The organism is Microcystis sp. BLCC-F210 (assembly GCF_042134685.1).
Taxonomy (GTDB): domain Bacteria; phylum Cyanobacteriota; class Cyanobacteriia; order Cyanobacteriales; family Microcystaceae; genus Microcystis; species Microcystis aeruginosa_D.
The window spans coordinates 2,686,468-2,704,301 of record NZ_CP169647.1; the positions used below are offsets into that span (position 1 = coordinate 2,686,468).

General features: G+C 41.1%; 14 protein-coding genes, 1 tRNA gene and 2 pseudogenes. 7 read left to right on the forward strand and 10 right to left on the reverse strand.

Translation table 11 applies throughout. The annotated features are described in order from the left end of the window. The first annotated feature begins 223 nt into the window (after positions 1-223). Together ACE3JL_RS12990 and ACE3JL_RS12995 are read left to right on the forward strand one after the other, a co-directional pair. On the forward strand, positions 224-469 hold the full coding sequence (locus ACE3JL_RS12990; RefSeq protein ID WP_096610792.1) for a type II toxin-antitoxin system Phd/YefM family antitoxin: 246 nt from the start codon (positions 224-226) through the stop codon (positions 467-469). After that, positions 466-864 carry a type II toxin-antitoxin system VapC family toxin gene (locus ACE3JL_RS12995; RefSeq protein WP_271992901.1) on the forward strand — a complete coding sequence of 133 codons (399 nt, stop codon included), beginning with the start codon at positions 466-468 and terminating at the stop codon, positions 862-864. The genes ACE3JL_RS12990 and ACE3JL_RS12995 overlap by 4 nt, the downstream gene beginning before the upstream one ends. A gap of 303 nt (positions 865-1,167) precedes the next feature. Here ACE3JL_RS12995 and ACE3JL_RS13000 read toward each other — a convergent pair whose 3' ends face one another. From ACE3JL_RS13000 to ACE3JL_RS13015, 4 genes are all read right to left on the reverse strand, one after another. Next, the gene (locus tag ACE3JL_RS13000) at positions 1,168-1,431 is read right to left on the reverse strand and encodes a DUF2442 domain-containing protein (protein ID WP_271992899.1); all 264 of its coding nucleotides are present in this window, start codon (positions 1,429-1,431) and stop codon (positions 1,168-1,170) included. After that, the gene (locus ACE3JL_RS13005) at positions 1,391-1,630 is read right to left on the reverse strand and encodes a DUF4160 domain-containing protein (protein WP_072927255.1); all 240 of its coding nucleotides are present in this window, start codon (positions 1,628-1,630) and stop codon (positions 1,391-1,393) included. The genes ACE3JL_RS13000 and ACE3JL_RS13005 overlap by 41 nt, the downstream gene beginning before the upstream one ends. A 236-nt stretch (positions 1,631-1,866) precedes the next feature. Beyond that, entirely contained in the window at positions 1,867-2,334 is a 468-nt protein-coding gene (locus ACE3JL_RS13010) for a hypothetical protein (protein ID WP_110579598.1), read from the reverse strand. Between the two features lie 446 nt (positions 2,335-2,780). Next, the gene (locus ACE3JL_RS13015) at positions 2,781-5,855 is read right to left on the reverse strand and encodes a HEAT repeat domain-containing protein (RefSeq protein WP_375327643.1); all 3,075 of its coding nucleotides are present in this window, start codon (positions 5,853-5,855) and stop codon (positions 2,781-2,783) included. A 655-nt stretch (positions 5,856-6,510) separates the two neighbouring features. Here ACE3JL_RS13015 and ACE3JL_RS13020 point away from each other — a divergent pair. From ACE3JL_RS13020 to ACE3JL_RS13035, 4 genes and pseudogenes are all read left to right on the forward strand, one after another. Next, positions 6,511-7,759: pseudogene (locus ACE3JL_RS13020) on the forward strand (ISNCY family transposase). Positions 7,760-8,161: 402 nt separating this feature from the next. Beyond that, complete coding sequence (gene speB, locus ACE3JL_RS13025) at positions 8,162-9,061, forward strand: agmatinase (protein WP_271992897.1); 900 nt, start codon at positions 8,162-8,164, stop codon at positions 9,059-9,061. Positions 9,062-9,107: 46 nt separating this feature from the next. After that, positions 9,108-9,181, forward strand: a tRNA-Val gene (locus tag ACE3JL_RS13030). Positions 9,182-9,261: 80 nt separating this feature from the next. Beyond that, entirely contained in the window at positions 9,262-10,311 is a 1,050-nt protein-coding gene (locus ACE3JL_RS13035; protein WP_002760575.1) for an aromatic ring-hydroxylating dioxygenase subunit alpha, read from the forward strand. 243 nt (positions 10,312-10,554) lie between these two features. Here ACE3JL_RS13035 and ACE3JL_RS13040 read toward each other — a convergent pair whose 3' ends face one another. The 5 genes and pseudogenes from ACE3JL_RS13040 to ACE3JL_RS13060 all read right to left on the reverse strand — a co-directional run bounded on the left by ACE3JL_RS13040 (position 10,555) and on the right by ACE3JL_RS13060 (position 14,614). Further along, positions 10,555-11,982: a phosphoglucomutase/phosphomannomutase family protein gene (locus tag ACE3JL_RS13040; RefSeq protein ID WP_271992896.1), complete on the reverse strand. Its 1,428-nt coding sequence runs from the start codon at positions 11,980-11,982 to the stop codon at positions 10,555-10,557. Positions 11,983-12,104: 122 nt separating this feature from the next. Then, positions 12,105-12,449, reverse strand: a complete 345-nt coding sequence (locus ACE3JL_RS13045; RefSeq protein WP_271992895.1) for a hypothetical protein — start codon at positions 12,447-12,449, stop codon at positions 12,105-12,107. A gap of 175 nt (positions 12,450-12,624) precedes the next feature. Beyond that, a complete protein-coding gene (locus ACE3JL_RS13050; protein ID WP_271992894.1) occupies positions 12,625-13,137 on the reverse strand; it encodes a dihem cytochrome c family protein in 513 nt (170 codons plus the stop codon). A gap of 1,155 nt (positions 13,138-14,292) precedes the next feature. After that, a pseudogene (locus ACE3JL_RS13055) lies at positions 14,293-14,409 on the reverse strand (bluetail domain-containing putative surface protein); the annotation flags it as partial. Between the two features lie 112 nt (positions 14,410-14,521). Then, on the reverse strand, positions 14,522-14,614 hold the full coding sequence (locus tag ACE3JL_RS13060) for a hypothetical protein (protein WP_287726565.1): 93 nt from the start codon (positions 14,612-14,614) through the stop codon (positions 14,522-14,524). Positions 14,615-14,690: 76 nt separating this feature from the next. Between ACE3JL_RS13060 and ACE3JL_RS13065 the strand changes: the two genes are divergently transcribed. Beyond that, positions 14,691-15,539, forward strand: coding sequence for an IS630 family transposase (locus tag ACE3JL_RS13065; protein WP_375327644.1), 849 nt, complete (start codon positions 14,691-14,693; stop codon positions 15,537-15,539). Here ACE3JL_RS13065 and ACE3JL_RS13070 read toward each other — a convergent pair. After that, entirely contained in the window at positions 15,465-17,756 is a 2,292-nt protein-coding gene (locus ACE3JL_RS13070; RefSeq protein WP_375327645.1) for a cadherin domain-containing protein, read from the reverse strand. The genes ACE3JL_RS13065 and ACE3JL_RS13070 overlap by 75 nt on opposite strands. Between the last annotated feature and the right edge of the window lie 78 nt (positions 17,757-17,834).

Below are 17,834 nucleotides of genomic sequence, written 5' to 3' on the forward strand. Positions count from 1 at the left end.
TACCTTGATTCGGCAACGCCTAGACTTACAGCTTCAATGAATGTGCATGGTGCGTTCCCCAAAAATCGATCGCTGGAGCGGTAGAAGTTGCATTAGGGAACGCACCCTACAAGATCGGCGATCTGCTACGCAGTGCCTTCGGCATCGCAATTCAAACTAACTTGCCCTTGCAGAATCAGCGCAACTAAACTAAACTTAGTTGTGGACTTAGTTTTTTAAGAGCATGGAAACTGTAAACATTCATCAGGCTAAAACAAACCTTTCTCGGCTATTGTCCCGTGTGGAACTCGGAGAGGAAATCGTTATTTCAAACCGAGGTGTTCCAATTGCTAAACTTGTTCCATTTCGGACATCTTTAGATCGACGGTCTAGTTTAGGACAAGATCGAGGGATGTTTACCGTACCAGATGATTTTAATGCCCCTTTACCAGAAGATATTTTGGTAGCATTTGAGGGTGGTGCGGAGTGAGACTTTTACTGGATACACAATGCTGGCTGTGGTGGTTTGCCCAACCAGACAAGTTAAGTGAGAATGTAATTGAACAAATTGCCAACGAAAGCAATGAAGTGTGGTTTTCTGTTGCCAGTGTTTGGGAGATGGGAATTAAAGTCTCAATCGGTAAATTACCACTGCCAGAGCAAATAGATGATTATGTCTCTACTCGAATGACCCGACTAGGAGCTAGATCGTTAGAGATCAATGCTTCTCATGCTTTGCGGGCGGCTGCATTGCCTTTACATCATCGTGATCCTTTTGACCGAATGCTGATTGCACAAGCTCAGGTAGAAGATATGACACTTGTGAGTGCGGATTCAACATTTAATCAATATGAAGTATCTTTGCTTTGGGCAGCTAGTTCTTAGTCATAAACACAGAATTTCACCTGCTTTCTAGATATTCGTGAACCAAATTCTGTGTAGTTGTAATTATTAACTCGCACATTTTTCCAACTAATTGACTGTCATTTCTGGAAGACTCCAAAGTGACTTGACACTGACCTGCACAAGAGCCTTCAATTTCACAGCCTTTGCAGAAATCGTTCTTACAGCTTCAATCAATGTGCATGGTGCGTTCCCCAAAAATCGATCGGTGGAGCGGTAGAAGTTACATTAGGGAACGCACCCTACCAGAGCGGCGATCTGCTACGCAGTGCCTTTGGCATCGCACTAGGCTTTAGCTTTTAAAGGAAATCTCTCAGGATTTTTAATAATTTCTTTGCTTAAATCTACATCTAAATCTGGCCAATAAAAATGATTAGGAAAAGGCTCTTGTATATTTAAAATTTGTCTAATAGGGACATCTTGAAACCAGGGAAAATCTTGATAAGAAAGAAACATTTCTTCATTGTTTGCCAGAATCCATATTCCATGGGAAGAAATATGAGTTACTTCAGCTTGAGAAGTGTTTTGTCCAAGCATTTCTAAGTTCATTTTGTCGTTCCTCAATAATAGTTTCTATCGCTTGAAGTTGTTTTCGAGATAGGTTATAATTACGAGCTAATTCAATTTGTGGTTCAAGCCAAAACTTAGCTTCTCCTTCTGCACAATGAACATGAACGTGCATTCTTGTTTCTTCGCGGGAAAAGAAAAAGAAGCGATAGCCATCTTCTCGGAAAACAGTTGGACTCATCAGAAATCTAATCAGGATGATTGATGCTTACGCTTTATTTATTATAGCAAATATTCAGTTAAAAATACAAGAGGGAGAAGTAAGAGCATAAAAATTCCCCTTAACTGGTCTAAAATTAAGGGGGAATGAGTTATATAAAAAAGCAATTTAACCGATGTTAGTGGGTTCTTTTTCGATCAATCGGTGGAGCGGTAGAAGTTACATTGGGGAACGCACCCTACAAGATTGCGATCGCACTACTCGACTTGTGGTAGATTCTTCTTCCAAATTTTACAAAATTCACCATACGCTGGCCGAAAGAAACGTTTGACTGCTATTGCCGCAATTACAGGTGCTAATGCAGCGGGAACAGCGAGTTGTGAAATTAGCAATCCAGCAATTGCTGATGCGATCGCTACTTCACTGACCCCCGTGGCAGTAATCAGTTGTTTGCGATCTTCCAAATCTTCATCTTCTGAACCACAAGCAAGCTTGTAAGCTTCTACAGCCCAACGGTCAAATATATTTTTGCCCAACTCCAAAACTTCCTCTTTAGCTCCCATTTGAGCTTGGCTATAGATCACTTGCGGTTCTAGAGAACTAGCTTTCTCAGGTTCTGCCTGAATAGCTTGGTCAAGAATTCCGAGTTGCTCGTAAAGTTGGCTTTCCTCAGCCTTTAATAGTTTCTTAACTATAGGTTCTGCTTGGTTGGCTAAATCTGACATAGCAATTGCTCCTAAATGAATTGTTTTTACCTATTGGGGTATACCGCTTCTCAGGGGTCTGAGGAGCTTTCTGTTGAAACGTTAGTAGTGGCTGGCATTGTTAACGGTTTAAGGATAGCTGGTTGAAAACACGTTGTGGCTGAACCAAATAGGGTATAAGCCAGTCCAAGAGGATTCTTTAATTTCATAAAATGAGATCGGGCATTCAGCAATGCATTCCCAACTGTTTCACCTGCTAGTAAATCTCCCAAAAACTTCTCAGAGAATGGGTGTGCAAATTCAACCGTCATTGGACATTCAGTACCGATAACTCCCCTAGCTCCTCGATCTATAAAAAAGTGGTTCTTGGGTTTCTGTTATGCAATGGACAGGGGTTATAAGGGATGGAACCCTTATATAGAAAGGCATTTAGTGATTTTTGTCAATTATTTTTGATCTAGAGCGAACTAATCAATTAAGTCTCTTGCCAGATAAGGATTTAGTCGATTTATGCTCCCATATCGAACCATACCAAGTCCCGAAGAGCCAAAAAAGTCAATAAAGCTGTCAGACAATGATGGAGTAATCTGGGCAGACTCGCACATATTCAAGAATACTAGAGGCTTGAAGCTAAATTTGCTTTCTATATTGTCGTATAACTGATCAAGATACAATCTGCCGTAGGTAAGCTCAATCCAAGAACGGTTAGGCTCAAACTTATCTTGCTTTACACTATCATAAAGAAATTTCCAGAGTTCATGTCTTGGATCGTCTTCCTGCAACTTCTCATAACGGTTAGTAAATAATTGTAGATTCTCTCCAACTCCTATATCAGCTTGGCGATTACGAGTATAGCCGTGTGTATAGAAATAGAGAATATGGGCATCGCAGTCATCTAGAAGAGCAGAACAGTCATCAGCATCGGTAATGGGGGGGATAGTAATCTCAAGTTTGTCTGGATTGCACCCCGTCCAATTCTCCATCAATACCTTCTGCTCGTCAGCATTGCGAAATTGCGCCCAGAGCATAAAAGCAACTCTCAGTTTATCTTGAATTTGCACGGGCTTATCCGTACCTTTATTTTGGTTTGGAAACTGTTGCTCAATACAGTACCGCAATCCCCAAAAGCCTTCAGTATCTGGAAGCTCGTAATGCTTTCTCGGCACTTTACGATCGTAAATCAAAGCCCACGGAAATACAAAGTCTGTAGCGTTATCAGCAAGAGAAACTTGAATAATTGCTCCCTTTTGAAGTGGATTGTCTTCTAACCATTTACCAACTTTATGCATTGAGCTATCACTATCAAGTTGAAATAATTTCACCCACAGATTTCGTCCTGCTTGGGCAAGCTTGCGAATGTTATCAAGAAACTCCTCATCATCACCTTCCACTCTTTCAGTGAAGGTCTTGCTCATTGCAATGTCATACCAAGTTTCACGAATGGTAAGCAGAGCATCTTCTAAATCTGGAGTAGGCAGATAGATTGGTGCAGTAAACTCAACCTTTTGAGCCAAATTATTGTAGAAAGCAAAGTTGAATAGAAAACGCTCATTCTCCTTAATAATATCTATATGCATTGCCTTAGGCTGAACTTCATCAAAATCGAGATACTCACGCTCTAATCTTTCTTGTCTAAATGAGATTGGTTTCTCCAATCCCAGTTTTGATTGGCTTGAGTCGTCGAATTTCCCTACAACTTCGGCTTGAATAACGGAAACTTCGAGAAGATTGAATTTATAGTAAGCGCGTATGCGAATTGAAGCTAAATCCTTATCACTTGCTGATTGGTGGAGCGGACGAACTTGAAAATAGGCATTTTCGGTAGAATCTCCCATAGGTGGCAGTAGCAGCGTTTGAACAGGTTCTTTAATTTCAAAACCATCCCCTTCAGCAGTGATTGTGATAGTCACTGATTCTTGCTGCTTTGGCTCTCGAATAGGACGACGTTCTGTCTCTTGACTTGGCAAACCTACTGGTGTGCCACGAACAGCTACTTCCAATTGATACCATTGCCCACATCTTAAGACATGACCATCGGATACTTTAGTTTCAAAATCGTTTACATTGTTGTAAAAAGTGAGATCGGCATATCTAGATTCTGAAGCTTTTTCTAAAGTTATTGAGGGGGCAACTTCCAAAGCCCACCTAGCTTTTTTTTCTTCAGGTAATTCAAAATGAAGATTGCTGGGTGGTGCCATAAAGTAACAAGTGCCACGATCATCATCTCTCTTACTCAAACGTGTCTTGTTAATTAGTTGATACACTACGCTCAAAGTGGAAAGAGCTACTTCTCTAACAGCTAGATTAGCCTCTTCTGAGAGACCAATTATAAGCTCTACCACAGTCCTAGCTGATTCTGAAAGCCTAATATTGTATGTATCCTTATAAATATGGAACCAGCTTGGAAATGGCTCGTGTTCAATATTAAATTCTCTCGCGTACTTTTCAATGGCATTGATAATTAAAATCTGAACTTGTGGGTTATTATGTCTCAAGGCATTAATAACTGCATTGACAGCGTGTTCGCTGTGGAGTTTGAGTAATTCATCTGCTGCGGTCTTGCGTGTTGATTCTAAGCTTCTTGTAAGAATATTTAACAAACCTTCAACAGAAGTTTCATTTCCAATCCTACCTAAAGATTTAATAGCAGCTAGACGTACTTTGTAATTAGTATCATTCAGCACTCCTAATAAAATCTGAGCGGCTGAATCATGTTTAATTCCTCCCAGTGCTATAACTACTGACTCACGAACTTGCCAATCAGAGGATTGCAATAGCTGACTTAATGGAGTAACAGCTATTTCACCTATATTTGCTAATGCAGTAGCAGCACGCTGTCTAATTTTCTCATCTTTGTCTTGAAGCTTTACTAGAAGTAGTTCTATAGCTGGCTCACCTAATTTACCAAGGCTCTCCTGAGCATTCCCATAAACCTGCCAATCAGCATCTGCTAATAGCGCAATCAAGGGTTGAATAGCTCTTTTGTCTCCTATATTTCCAAGTGCTTTTGATGCAGCTGATCGTACTGATGCTAAATTATATTTTGTCAATTCAATCAAGACTTCTACTGCTTTTAGATCGTTGACATAAGCCAACGTATATGCAGCATTATTTTGAGTTTCTTCATTTTTGTCTTTCAGCTTCTCCATTAATGACACAATAGCTGATAAACCTAGTTTCCCAAGGCTTTCCTGAGCAGTGTTTCTAATTTGCCAGTCATTGCTTTCTAATAAGACAATTAAAGGAGTAATAGCTCTTTCATCTCCCATATTTGCTAGTGCTTGTGATGCAGCTATTCTCACTGAAACTAAATTATGTGTTGTTAGCTCAACTAATATTTCTAGAGCTTTTAAATCGCTTATGTAGCTTAATGCACCAGCAAATTTATTCCGAATTTCCTCATTTTCATCTTGCAACTTCGTCATTATTGGTTCAATAGCCGATAAGCCTAATCTTCCAAGTTTTGCTTGGGCATTTTCTCGGCTCCACCAGCTTACACTCTCTAATTCTGAAACCAGAGATTCAATAGCATTTTCATCCATATATCACTCCATTTAGGCGCGATCACCAGAACTTTTCCCTATATCACGCCCAAAAGCGTGTTAGCCAGATTAGCATCTTGCCAAAAACCTTGTTTAACTAAATTCCTGACAATTAGGCTCATTCTAGCGATGATTCCTATATCTGACCGCACCCCTTGACAAAAATTGATAATTATTCGACCTTTAGCGATCGCTATCGGGGGATAATTGTTTTTTGTTACAGCAGTATGAAGCAGCCTAACTGATGGCTATATTTCCAGATTATCGCCCGCAGCAAACCAATCTTGAGCGAGAAATCGAGGGATGTATCCATTGATGGATCAGGGTTTTTTGCTATTACAGTAGATATGTTTGGGGTCCAGCAATTCTCATTTTGAAATAAATAGAGCATTAACCCCGATTTTGGCAAGGAAAATATAGTACGAAGCAACTATTTTCTAGAAGAGGCGAACAATAAAAAAAACAATTGGCTAGACAAATTAAGTATAAATACCCAAGCAATCAAAGAGGTTGGCTGAGAACGAACAGGGTTAAATCAGGAAGATAGTTCTGTTTTTAGAATAGAGAATTCAAGGGAAATAAAAATTTATAATTATTGTCAGCTAAGGTAAAATGGGTGAGATAGAAATCCACCAGCACGTCAAATTATTCCAAGATGGCTCAAAAAGCGGCAACCCTAGAAATTTCGGAATTAATGCAATTTTTACATCAAGAATTAGATGATTTACCCGATGAGAGGAAACCTGGAAATAATAGAAAATATGAGATAAAAGATGCCGTGATGGCTGCATTTTCAGTCTTTTTTACTCAGTCGCCGTCTTTTTTAGACCATCAACGTTTAATGAAAAGCAATAAGGGAAAAGATAATGCTGAAAGTTTATTTTCAATTAAAAAAATTCCTGGGGATAATCAAATAAGAAATTTGTTAGATCCAGTGCCAGCATCTAATATCTCTAGGACTTTTCAAAAAGTCTATGAATGGTTAAAAGAAAAGGGAGTTTTGAAAAAGTTTCTCTACTTAGATGGAGAAATATTAGTGGCGTTAGATGGCACAGAATATTTCTCATCAAAGAAAATTAATTGCCCTCATTGTAACTGTCGTAATCATCGAAATGGAACTACAACTTATTTTCATGGCTGTGTCACACCGATAGTAGTTTCTCCTAAGCAAAAACAAGTAATTAATTTAGAGCCAGAATTCATTAAAAAACAAGATGGACATCAAAAACAAGACTGTGAAAATGCGGCCGTTAAAAGATGGTTAAATAGGAATCATAAAAATAAGTATGGTTATCCTGTAACTCTTTTAGGAGACGACTTATATTCTCACGAACCTGTTTGTGAATTAGCGATAAAACAAGGTTATAATTTTATTTTTGTTTGTTTGGAAACGTCGCATAAAACTTTATATGAATGGCTAGAATTTTTAGAAAAAAGTGGCGAAGTTAGGACCGTTGAAAAGAAACAATGGGATGGACGAAAAAATCTAATTTATCGTTATCGTTATGCTTCTAGAGTTCCCTTAAGAGAGGGGGACTCAAGTCTCGAAGTTAATTGGTGTGAAGTGACTGTTATTAATGAAAAAACCCAGAAAACTATCTACCAAAATAATTGGATAACTAATCATAAAATCACGGAAAATAATGTCGAAGAAATTGTCAAAGCTGGACGTAGCAGATGGAAAGTTGAAAATGAAGGCAATAACGTTCTTAAAAATCACGGTTATAATTTAGAGCATAACTTTGGTCATGGTCAGAATCATTTGTGCGAGTTCTTATTGTCTTTGAATTTACTAGCTTTTTTATTTCATACCGTGTTGGATTTAGTTAATTACACCTATCAAAAGATTCGTGAGCTATTAGTAACTAGGACTTCTTTCTTTAATGATATTCGTACCCTATTAAAATTTATTTGGTTTAAGAATTGGTCGGAATTTTTCTCATTTATTCTAACCGAATATGTCCCATTTAAAAAAGTAAATTCTAGTTAAAAATGTCAGAACTCTTGAAGAAAAAAAAGAAAGTTGTTCATAAAAAAAACTAAAAATTTTGTTAGAATTTCATCCAGATTTATGAGTTGAAATCGATTTTTTGTGGACAAAGTTCTTAAAACCTGTCTATCTCCAGCTTTGGATGATAATTATCTGTCAAAAAATCATGCTTCTACACAAGTTCTCTATTTAAATAAGAGAATTTTATCTGATTTTTTTCAAAATGAGAATTGCTGTTTGGGGTCAGTTGAGATAGACAAAAATAGTCAAAATATTTATAATAGAAGATTGGACTAAAATTTTCTGTGATTTGCCCATGTTATTGTCTTGCGCCACCGGTAGCGAACAGTTTTTAGGGAGTGAAGCGATCGCATCTTACGCCACAGCTAAGGCCGTGATCCTGCCGATTCCCTACGAGGCCACCACCACCTATCGCAAGGGTTGTGAAACTGGACCGGCGGCGGTGATTACCGCTTCCCAACAATTGGAAGCTTATGACGAGGAACTTAAGAGGGAAACCTGTTTAGAAGTGGGCATCTATACCCATGATGCGATCGCCGATACCCGTCAGCAACCGCAATTGTCCGCCGAGGAGATGTTAGCCGTCACCACAGCTACAGTTTCTCGTTTGATTGCCGATGATAAATTTGTCGTCGCCATCGGGGGTGAACACGCTATCACCACGGGAGTAGTACAAGCTTACCGACAAGCTTTATCGGAACCTTTTACGGTGGTTCAAATTGATGCCCATGGCGATATGCGTTTTGAGTACGAAGGCTCCCACCATAACCACGCCTGTGTGATGCGTCGGGTGTTAGAAATGGGTTTACCGACCTTACCCGTGGGAATTCGGGCTATTTGTCGAGAAGAAGCGGAATTAATCGCTAAACAGCAGATTCCCGTGATTTGGGATCGAGATATCGCCAGGGATCCCGATTGGATCGAAAAAGCGATCGCCAAAATTACCACCGAGAAGGTATTTTTAACCATAGACGTGGATGGTATCGATCCCGCTTTAATTCCGGGGGTGGGAACACCTGAACCGGGGGGGTTAAGTTGGCATCAAACCCTAGGCTTTCTCCGTCGTCTTTTCCAAACTCATCAAGTGATTGGCTGTGATGTGATGGAATTGGCCCCGATTAGTGATTCGGTGGTCTCGGAATTTACCACTGCCAAGTTAATTTATAAGTTAATTGGCTATCAATTTACTGCCTAGGGGCTTGCCTAATTAGGAGCAATCGTGTTATAATAGCGATCCGTGCGGACGTATAGCTCAGTTGGTTAGAGTACATCGTTGACATCGATGGGGTCACTGGTTCGAATCCAGTTACGTCCATAAATTATCTACCCTAGTTCTAGGCATAATCTTCATTTCTAATGATAGGATGAACGATCGAAGCTCTCCAGAGAAACCCTATGACTAGCTTACTGCGCGACTTTTGGTATGTGGCCACACCGGCAAATAAACTTAAACCCGGTCAGCTAATGGCCAAAAAAATGCTAGGTGAACCGATTGTTGTCGGTAGGAGGGAGGATGGAGAAGTGTTCGCATTGCGGGATATTTGCCCCCATCGTGGCATTCCGCTGCACCATGGTTGGATTGAAGGAGATGGGGTTTACTGTTGCTATCATGGCTGGAAATTTAACACTAGCGATGGCGTTTGTTCTGAGATCCCCTCATTAACTGAACACGATCGCCTTGATATTAGCAGAATTTGTGTCACCAGTTATCCCTGTCGTGAAATACAAGGTCATATCTGGGTGTTTATTCCGGCAGACTCAAAAAGAGAAATTAATCAAGAAAATCTGCCTCCTGTGCCGACTATTGCCGATTTTGGCAAACTTACCCCCAAAATAGCCGAAACTATCACTTTTGACTGCAATATTGACCATGCAGTGGTGGGATTGATGGATCCGGCCCACGGTCCCTACGTTCATACTTCTTGGTGGTGGCGCAGCGGTCCACGCAAATTTCGGGTCAAGGAAAAACAATACGAACCTGTTCCCCTCGGTTTTCGTCTTGCTCCCTATGATATGCCCGTCAGTGCGAAACCCTATAAGATTTTGGGTAATAAGGTATCGATTGAAATCGTTTTTGAACTGCCCTCGGTGCGTACAGAAATACTACGAGGCGATCGCTATTTGGCCTGTGCTTTTACGGCAATTACTCCCATCGATGAAAATCACTGCGAAGTCCATCAAAGTTTATACTATACGATTCCTTGGTTGGCATTTTTAACCCCTCTTTTGCGTTATTTAACCCTACAATTTCTTAAACAGGATCGCGATGTGGTGATTAAACAACAGGAAGGACTTAGTTATCATCCAGCTTTGATGTTAATTGATGATGCCGATACCCAGGCTAAATGGTATTATCGCCTTAAGCAAGAATACGAAAAATCTCAAGCAGAAAAGCGGGATTTTGTCAACCCCATTAAAGCACAAATTTTACGGTGGCGCAGTTAGAATTTGATGATTTTATTTGTAACCGTTCAGGGGGGGACGAAATCTGGTAATCTAAGAGGCATGGATGAGAGCTTGGCTGTGGGTTGCTGTTACTGCGCTGGTCAGCTTCTTTTAACTGGAGTTTAGACTAATTCTGTCATACCACTTCTGGGTCGAGCTTAATGAGTAAGTTTGATGAATCTCTTGCAAGCTTTGCAAAAACTTTTTCCAGAAAACGGGTTTCTTCAAGAAACCCGTTTTCTATTAGGTAGCCCAAGATTTTGCCCAGGTGAGAATTTCATGAACTCGATCGAGGGTTGAAGATTCACAGTAGAGACGCAAAACTGGTTCTGTGCCACTAAAGCGAATTAACAACCAACTGCCATCTTCTAAACGGAATTTATAACCGTCCATAGTATTACAATCAGTGACTTGTTTATCGGCAATTTCCCTTAAGGGTTCCTTCTCCAACGCAGTAATTAACTGATCGCGGGCTTCCATATTAGCTAGGGGTAAATCAATACGATCATACTGAGAATAAAAACCAGTTTTATCCTGTAATTGCGCGTAAAGATTGCTTAAATCTTGGCCCGATTCTACCACCGCTTCCAAAACGTATAAAGCTGATAATAAAGCATCCCGTTCGGGAATGTGAGTACCATAACCGACACCTCCGGATTCTTCCCCACCAATCAACACAGGAGTGGTCAACATTCGATCGGCGATATACTTATAACCGATCGGGGTTTCAAAAACAGATAAACCGTATAAACTGGCTAATTTGGGGATTAAATCGGAACCGCTCACCGTTTTAACGATTTCCCCTGTCATTCCCTTTTTGCCGGCTAAATGCTCGATTAAAATCGGGATGAGATTTTGGGTGCTTAAAAAATTCCCCTCACCATCGATCGCCGCCACTCGATCGCTATCCCCATCGAAGACTAAACCTACTCGCAAAGGGGCTAAATTTGCGCTGTGAGCCAGTTTATCGATGATTTCCGTCAAATTTCTCGGTAAAGGTTCCGGAGAGCCGCCACCGAACAAAGGATCGCGATTGCCGCGTAATTCCGTGATCCCCACCCCCAAAAGACGCTCTAAACCGGTAGCCGCCGCACCGTGCATGACATCGGAATAAACTTTTAGTTGTCCCGATTCGATCGCGTTGGCAATAGCGGCAATATTAACTTTTTGGCGTAAACCCTGACAATAACTTGACCAAGGCTCAAAAGTGCTTAATTTTCCTACTTTTGCGTTAAATTGCGGTGGATTAGACAATAAAGCTTCAATTTGTTGGGTAATTTCCGGCGAGACAGAACCACCAAAATAACCTTTTACCTTCAAACCGAGATATTTAGCCGGGTTATGACTGGCGGTTAACACGATCGCACCGAGAGCATTTTCTGAGCGAGCTACCCAACTAAAAGCGGGAGTGGGAGCGTAGGATTGGGAGAGAAGCACATCAAAACCAGCTTTTTGCAGCGATTCCGCCGCAGTTTGAGCAAAATCCTCCGCCATAAACCGCCGATCATAGCCGACGATTATCGTCCGGGAGCCTGTGATCTGACCATAATTATCCGCTAAAACCTGAGCTGCTAAGGGAGCGAGCCGAGCGACTCGATCGAAAGTAAAGTCGGCGGCGATAATCCCGCGCCAGCCATCGGTTCCAAATTTAATCGGGTTCACGGTGGTCATGATTTACCCCTAAATATCCATTTTTCCAATACTTTAACCCGCTCCGTACCCGTTGGCGATAGGCAACGGGGAAATGGGGAATTTCAACTAAAACCCCAACACCCTAAAACCCGAAAACCTTTTCAGATTTCTCGATCATTGGTTTTGGCTGCCAGATCGAGGGCGCCGACTTCACTGGCTAATAATTTTTCTATTAACACTTGTAACTTCATCCTTTCTATATAGGGCCATCCTCCGGTTTCCTCGATATCCCGGAGTAATCCATATAAGTCCTTACGGGTATTGGGTAAAGATGGCTCGAACATCTGCTCGCGAATTTGCCGATGTAAATTTTCTAAAGTTCGCAGCAACATTAACAAACCGTTACAATCTCCCTGCTGTTCTTGAGCGATCGCTGTCACCGTAGTTACAAGGGAATGCAGTTGGCTATCTAATTGGCTGTTATCTCCTGACAATCGGCTATTCATGTTCCTATCTGAAAACAGTCACACCAATCATATCAGTCATCAGCCATCAGTTACTCAGAGCCTGACTTGAAAAAATCTCTATTGAGAAAACAACTTTTTTGTCTTAACCTTAATTGGAGCCTATCATATTTTCATGCTTGGCAGTGCCAACTTTAGCATCGGGACTGACTCCTGATTAGGTTGCATTATCCCAGATGGGGGTAAGGGTCTGATAATCGTAGCGGGAAGCGTTGGGATGACAGGTGACACAGGTGGTGTGACCGAGAGAAGTGGGTAAATTGACCCTAGGGTGCAAAACCTTTACATAGCTGGACTGTTCAATTAGGAGGGGAACAAAAGTAGTCTCCCTAAGAGGACGAGAAGAATAACTGAGATAATCCCAGATAAGACGCTGAGTAATGCCAACAATTGGTTTTAAACGGATGCCATAGTGAGAATTAGGATTTTCTAGGATTTTTTTCCAAGTTTGACTCGGTAGGATGCTGGGGGGAATGGCAATATGGCAGCTGGCACAATTTTCTAGATAGGTTTGCTGTCCAATTTGATAACGATTCAGCACTGTATCCGAGGCAGGAGATTGGGCGATCGCTGGTTGTTGAAGTAGCGAAGCCAGTAGAATACCCCCTAGAATACTGAGGAGAAAGAGGATCAGAAAAAAAATCGATTTCACTTGACCGCTGGAAGGCATGACTGGGATGACGAGTAATTGAACACAATTGTGACACTCTCGCCATCACAATGCAAAGCTGTGTGATGGGAGATTCTTGCTTCACAGAAACCTGCTTTTTGAGACGAATCCCAACGAGTCTGACGGCTGAGAGGGGGACAAGCGAGCTAGAAGGTAGATAGGACAAGCGATATCGCTCTTTGTCCTTTGATGTAATCCTTCAACCGATAGCTGCTAATTTGCATTAGCTCTTCTATATTTTTTTGGAACATTTGATGTAGCTGGAGCCAATGATAGAGATGTTGACCCACATAAAAACTGCTGTGTCTGCGTTGACCTTTATATCTTTTTTCAGGTCTTGTGACATATTTTTGGATTCCCACATCCTTAATTTTTTTACCTTGTAGTGTGGCACTTGTATAGCGGGACTTCTCCCATACATAAATACTAGAAAATTAACAAAACCCTTACTGCAGGTCGCTTCTAAGAAAAAATTGAAAAGAGGCTACTGGGTACATTTTTCCCTTGAAAATGGACGTTCGGCGATGCTCAGACGTTCGGCGATGCTCAGTCGAGCCGTCGAGCCGCTGTACCGTTGACTGTATCTGGAGTAGAGCGATTCCGTAGAGTTGGCTGTATAGTGATCGCTAACCTGATTTTAACAGATAGTGTCATTAATCTCTAGAGTAAGGGATGCGCTCTGTAGCCATGTTTTTGCTGGTTTTCTGCCCCAAAACAAGCTATAATGGTCTAAAGGTCAAATTTGAAAATTTTTGCCTCAAACCCTATCTGCGTAAGAACTTCAGGATTTTGTGTCCAGTAGTTCATTAGTATTGTATTGCTTGAACTCAGGCTCTGTAAGACTTTTAGCCATAGCTAGTATGTTTATACGGGGGAAGTCCAGGTATAGTAAATATGACTTATCTTTTTTTGGAGTCTGTGTCTGTATTCGATGCTACATAAGCTTTTCAGCTTGCTTGTCCCCCTGTCAGTTTCCAAGGTTCATCATAATTGGCGGTTGTTTGATTCATTTGAGTTGTCTGCTTACTCCTAGGCGGTGAATCGTAATAGCGTAACGCACCAATTTAATGATAGAGGTGGTGCGTTACGGCGGATTGTTAATTCTGGTTTTTTGACGGAATTGATAGTCGCCTAACGCACCCTACACCTACTTAATTAAACAAAGAAATAACCCACTATCATGCTCCCTAAAGCTGGTAAAGTACCAGTAAATCTGGTGATATTTATTAATAAATCATGGCTGGATTGGAAGCCAGCCATGCTACCATTAATCGAAAACGGCAATGAGTCCTGTGGGGCGACAAATGATGGTGATTCGCAGTCAGAAAAAGACAACCACCGGCAACTCCCAGAGGAAATAGTTTATCAGACCAGAGCCTGACGATTAAGCAATAAAATTAAACGCCAAAATCCCATCATTAAAGTCGTTATCACTGATATTGGGTAAGTTACCCGGTAAATCCTCAAAGCCAAAGATATAGTCATTTCAAATAAGTGTGAGACGAGGGAAAAATAAGGTAAAATGAAGAGAAACGAGCAATCCATACAGAAAAATGTCTTATAGCCTAGACTTGAGAAAAAAAGTGATCGATTATGTAGAGAATGGGGGAAGCATAACCAAAGCCGCCGCTCTATTTAATATAGGAAGAGCGACGATATATAGATGGCTAGGTAGGGAAAAACTGGAAGCAACAAAGGTAAAACACCGTCAGAGAAAGCTGGACTGGAAAGCACTGTCAAAAGATGTCCAAGAAAATCCCGAGGCAAGATTAAGAGACAGAGCCGAGAAGTTTGGAGTGAGACCAAGTGCCATTTGCTATGCCTTAAAAAAAATGAAAATTACCAGAAAAAAGAAGGAACTTCGTTATAGAGAAAGAAACCGAGAAGAAAGAATGAAATACTACAGAGTGCTGAGAGAATTGATTAAAAAATATGGAAGTGAAAGCCTTGTATTTATTGATGAGTCAGGGTTTGAAGAATTTCAAGCCTGCCTTTATGCTTGGTCAAAAAAAGGTAAGAAAGTATTGGGAGATAGACAAGGAAAACGAGGAAAAAGAGAAAACCTTGTCGCCGGGAGAAGAAAGGGAAAAAAAGACTTTATTGCACCGATGGTATTTACGAGAAGCCTGAATGCCGAAGGTTTTGAAGGGTGGTTATCTTTATATTTATTGCCCTCTCTAACCATAACATCAGTATTAATTATGGATAATGCACCAATTCATCGGAAGACAGTCATTAAACAACTGGTAGAAGAAGCAGGTCATCAGGTAGTGTTTTTGCCAAAATACTCTCCTGATTTAAATGATATCGAACATGATTTTAGTGCATTAAAGAGGGCAAGAATGTATGCTCCTGTGGGGACAACCCTTGATGAAATTATTCGTACTTATTGTGTCGCCTAGTGTCTCGTTCTTATTTGAAATAACTATATTATTCCCCCTTGACCGTAAATGTTCCGCCCCATCGGGATTTGCCGAGCCAAAGGAGAAATAGGCCACCTCATGGATGCCATAGTTTTCTAGGGTAGCCGCCACGTTATCGGGATTCTTGGCTAAAAATGCCTGAATACTCCCTTGCAGACTTTCTCCCAGATTGCCGCCATTGGCAATCACAAAGGGTGCGTAGCGTCGCCCCCCTTGCAACAACACATCCCCAAATTCAGCGGCGGTGGTGCTTTGGTTTACCCCTTCCCCACTGGCCCGCAAAATGAAGTTATTCACTGCTTGACTTAAGGCACTACGCGCATAACCCGCTTGACCGGGTTGAATTAACTCTGTCGCGTTGCCATCTCCATCTAAATCGAGGCTGTCAAAAACGGCTCCGTTATCATCGGCCACTGGATAGAGACCGACAACGTTATTGAAGAAAGCTCCCGTCTGTTGGAGTCCCTCCTCAATGGCTGTCACCTGTATGCTACTGGGCAAGTTACTGAAGTTGAAAACCAGAGAACCCTGTCCATTGCCCGTATTTTTAAATTCAAGGGCCTGGGGATTAACGGCTTGGTCGGGTAGATTGGTAATTTCTAGGGTGAAATTAACCGTTGCGTCTGGTGTGGCATTGGGAGCCGGTTTGAGGGTGGTATCCGTCACCGCCACCGTCAGATTATAGAGGGATTGGGCTTCAAAATCAGCCTTACCGATGAAGAATAATTCCCGGCCACGAATCTGGAAACTGCTCTGATCATTCCCCAACAAAGAAAGGCTATTTGTCCCCAAGGCATCATCGCTGATCTGAATATCGGCAACTTTGACACCTTGACTGGTATCGGTATTTTCAGCGATCGCATTGGTACTATTAGCAAGAATTAGGGCTGTGGGAGCTTCGTTGACATCGGTGATGTTTAAAGTGAAGGTTTGGGTGAGATCGGGGGTGACACCAACGGTTGTATCATCGACATTGACGGTGACTTCGTAACTGTTTTGAGCTTCAAAATTAGGGGTAAAACCGACATAGAAAAGAGCCGAATTCTGAATTAAGAAGCGCTCCCTATCCCGTCCCGTGAGGAAGAGATTATTGGTTCCTAAACCATCATCTTCAATCAGGAGGTCGGCGACTTTAAATTCTGGTGTGACATCGACATTTTCCGCTAACTCGGTGACAGCATTTTGGAAAATTAGGGCTGTGGGAGCTTGATTACCGGGAGTTTCATTAACATCATTGACAGTAATTGTCAAGGTTTTCTCAAAACTTAGTCCCCCTTGGTCTGTGGTTTTTACTCGAATACTGTAACTATTCTTGGTTTCAAAATCTGGGGAATTATTAATCTGTAATTGATTCCCTACAATCGAGAAGGCTGAGTTATCTGTATCTCCTGTTCCTGTAACTAAACTATAGGTAAAGGTATTACCAGTATCGGGGTCTGTGCTGGAAAATGTTCCAATTACTGTGTTAACAGGGACATTTTCATCTACGGTACTGGCACTTAATGCTAAATCTGTGGGAGCTTGATTACTAGGATTTTCATTAACATCATTGACAGTAATTGTCAAGGTTTTCTCAAAACTTAGTCCCCCTTGGTCTGTGGTTTTTACTCGAATACTGTAACTATTCTTGGTTTCAAAATCTGGGGAATTATTAATCTGTAATTGATTCCCTACAATCGAGAAGGCTGAGTTATCTGTATCTCCTGTTCCTGCTATCAAACTATAGGTAAAGTTATTACCAGTATCGGGGTCTGTACCGGAAAATGTTCCAATTACTGTGTTAACAGGGACATTTTCATCTACGGTACTGGCACTTAATGCTAAATCTGTGGGAGCTTGATTACTAGGATTTTCATTAACATCATTGACAGTAATTGTCAAGGTTTTCTCAAAACTTAGTCCCCCTTGGTCTGTGGTTTTTACTCGAATACTGTAACTATTCTTGGTTTCAAAATCTGGGGAATTATTAATCTGTAATTGATTCCCTACAATCGAGAAGGCTGAGTTATCTGTATCTCCTGTTCCTGCTATCAAACTATAGGTAAAGTTATTACCAGTATCGGGGTCTGTACCGGAAAATGTTCCAATTACTGTGTTAACAGGGACATTTTCATCTACTGTGGTCGCACTTAATGCTAAATCTGTGGGAGCTTGATTACTAGGATTTTCATTAACATCATTGACAGTAATTGTCAAGGTTTTCTCAAAACTTAGTCCCCCTTGGTCTGTGGTTTTTACTCGAATACTGTAACTATTCTTGGTTTCAAAATCGGG

What these genes read in the sequence shown, in the direction of transcription:
- ACE3JL_RS13050 (WP_271992894.1), bottom strand. Translation starts at nt 13,137, where the DNA reads ATGCCTTCCAGCGGTCAAGTGAAATCGATTTTTTTTCTGATCCTCTTT.
- ACE3JL_RS13065 (WP_375327644.1), top strand. Translation starts at nt 14,691, where the DNA reads ATGTCTTATAGCCTAGACTTGAGAAAAAAAGTGATCGATTATGTAGAG.
- ACE3JL_RS12990 (WP_096610792.1), top strand. Translation starts at nt 224, where the DNA reads ATGGAAACTGTAAACATTCATCAGGCTAAAACAAACCTTTCTCGGCTA.
- ACE3JL_RS13045 (WP_271992895.1), bottom strand. Translation starts at nt 12,449, where the DNA reads ATGAATAGCCGATTGTCAGGAGATAACAGCCAATTAGATAGCCAACTG.
- speB (WP_271992897.1), top strand. Translation starts at nt 8,162, where the DNA reads ATGTTATTGTCTTGCGCCACCGGTAGCGAACAGTTTTTAGGGAGTGAA.
- ACE3JL_RS13035 (WP_002760575.1), top strand. Translation starts at nt 9,262, where the DNA reads ATGACTAGCTTACTGCGCGACTTTTGGTATGTGGCCACACCGGCAAAT.
- ACE3JL_RS13000 (WP_271992899.1), bottom strand. Translation starts at nt 1,431, where the DNA reads ATGAACTTAGAAATGCTTGGACAAAACACTTCTCAAGCTGAAGTAACT.
- ACE3JL_RS13005 (WP_072927255.1), bottom strand. Translation starts at nt 1,630, where the DNA reads ATGAGTCCAACTGTTTTCCGAGAAGATGGCTATCGCTTCTTTTTCTTT.
- ACE3JL_RS13010 (WP_110579598.1), bottom strand. Translation starts at nt 2,334, where the DNA reads ATGTCAGATTTAGCCAACCAAGCAGAACCTATAGTTAAGAAACTATTA.
- ACE3JL_RS13015 (WP_375327643.1), bottom strand. Translation starts at nt 5,855, where the DNA reads ATGGATGAAAATGCTATTGAATCTCTGGTTTCAGAATTAGAGAGTGTA.
- ACE3JL_RS13040 (WP_271992896.1), bottom strand. Translation starts at nt 11,982, where the DNA reads ATGACCACCGTGAACCCGATTAAATTTGGAACCGATGGCTGGCGCGGG.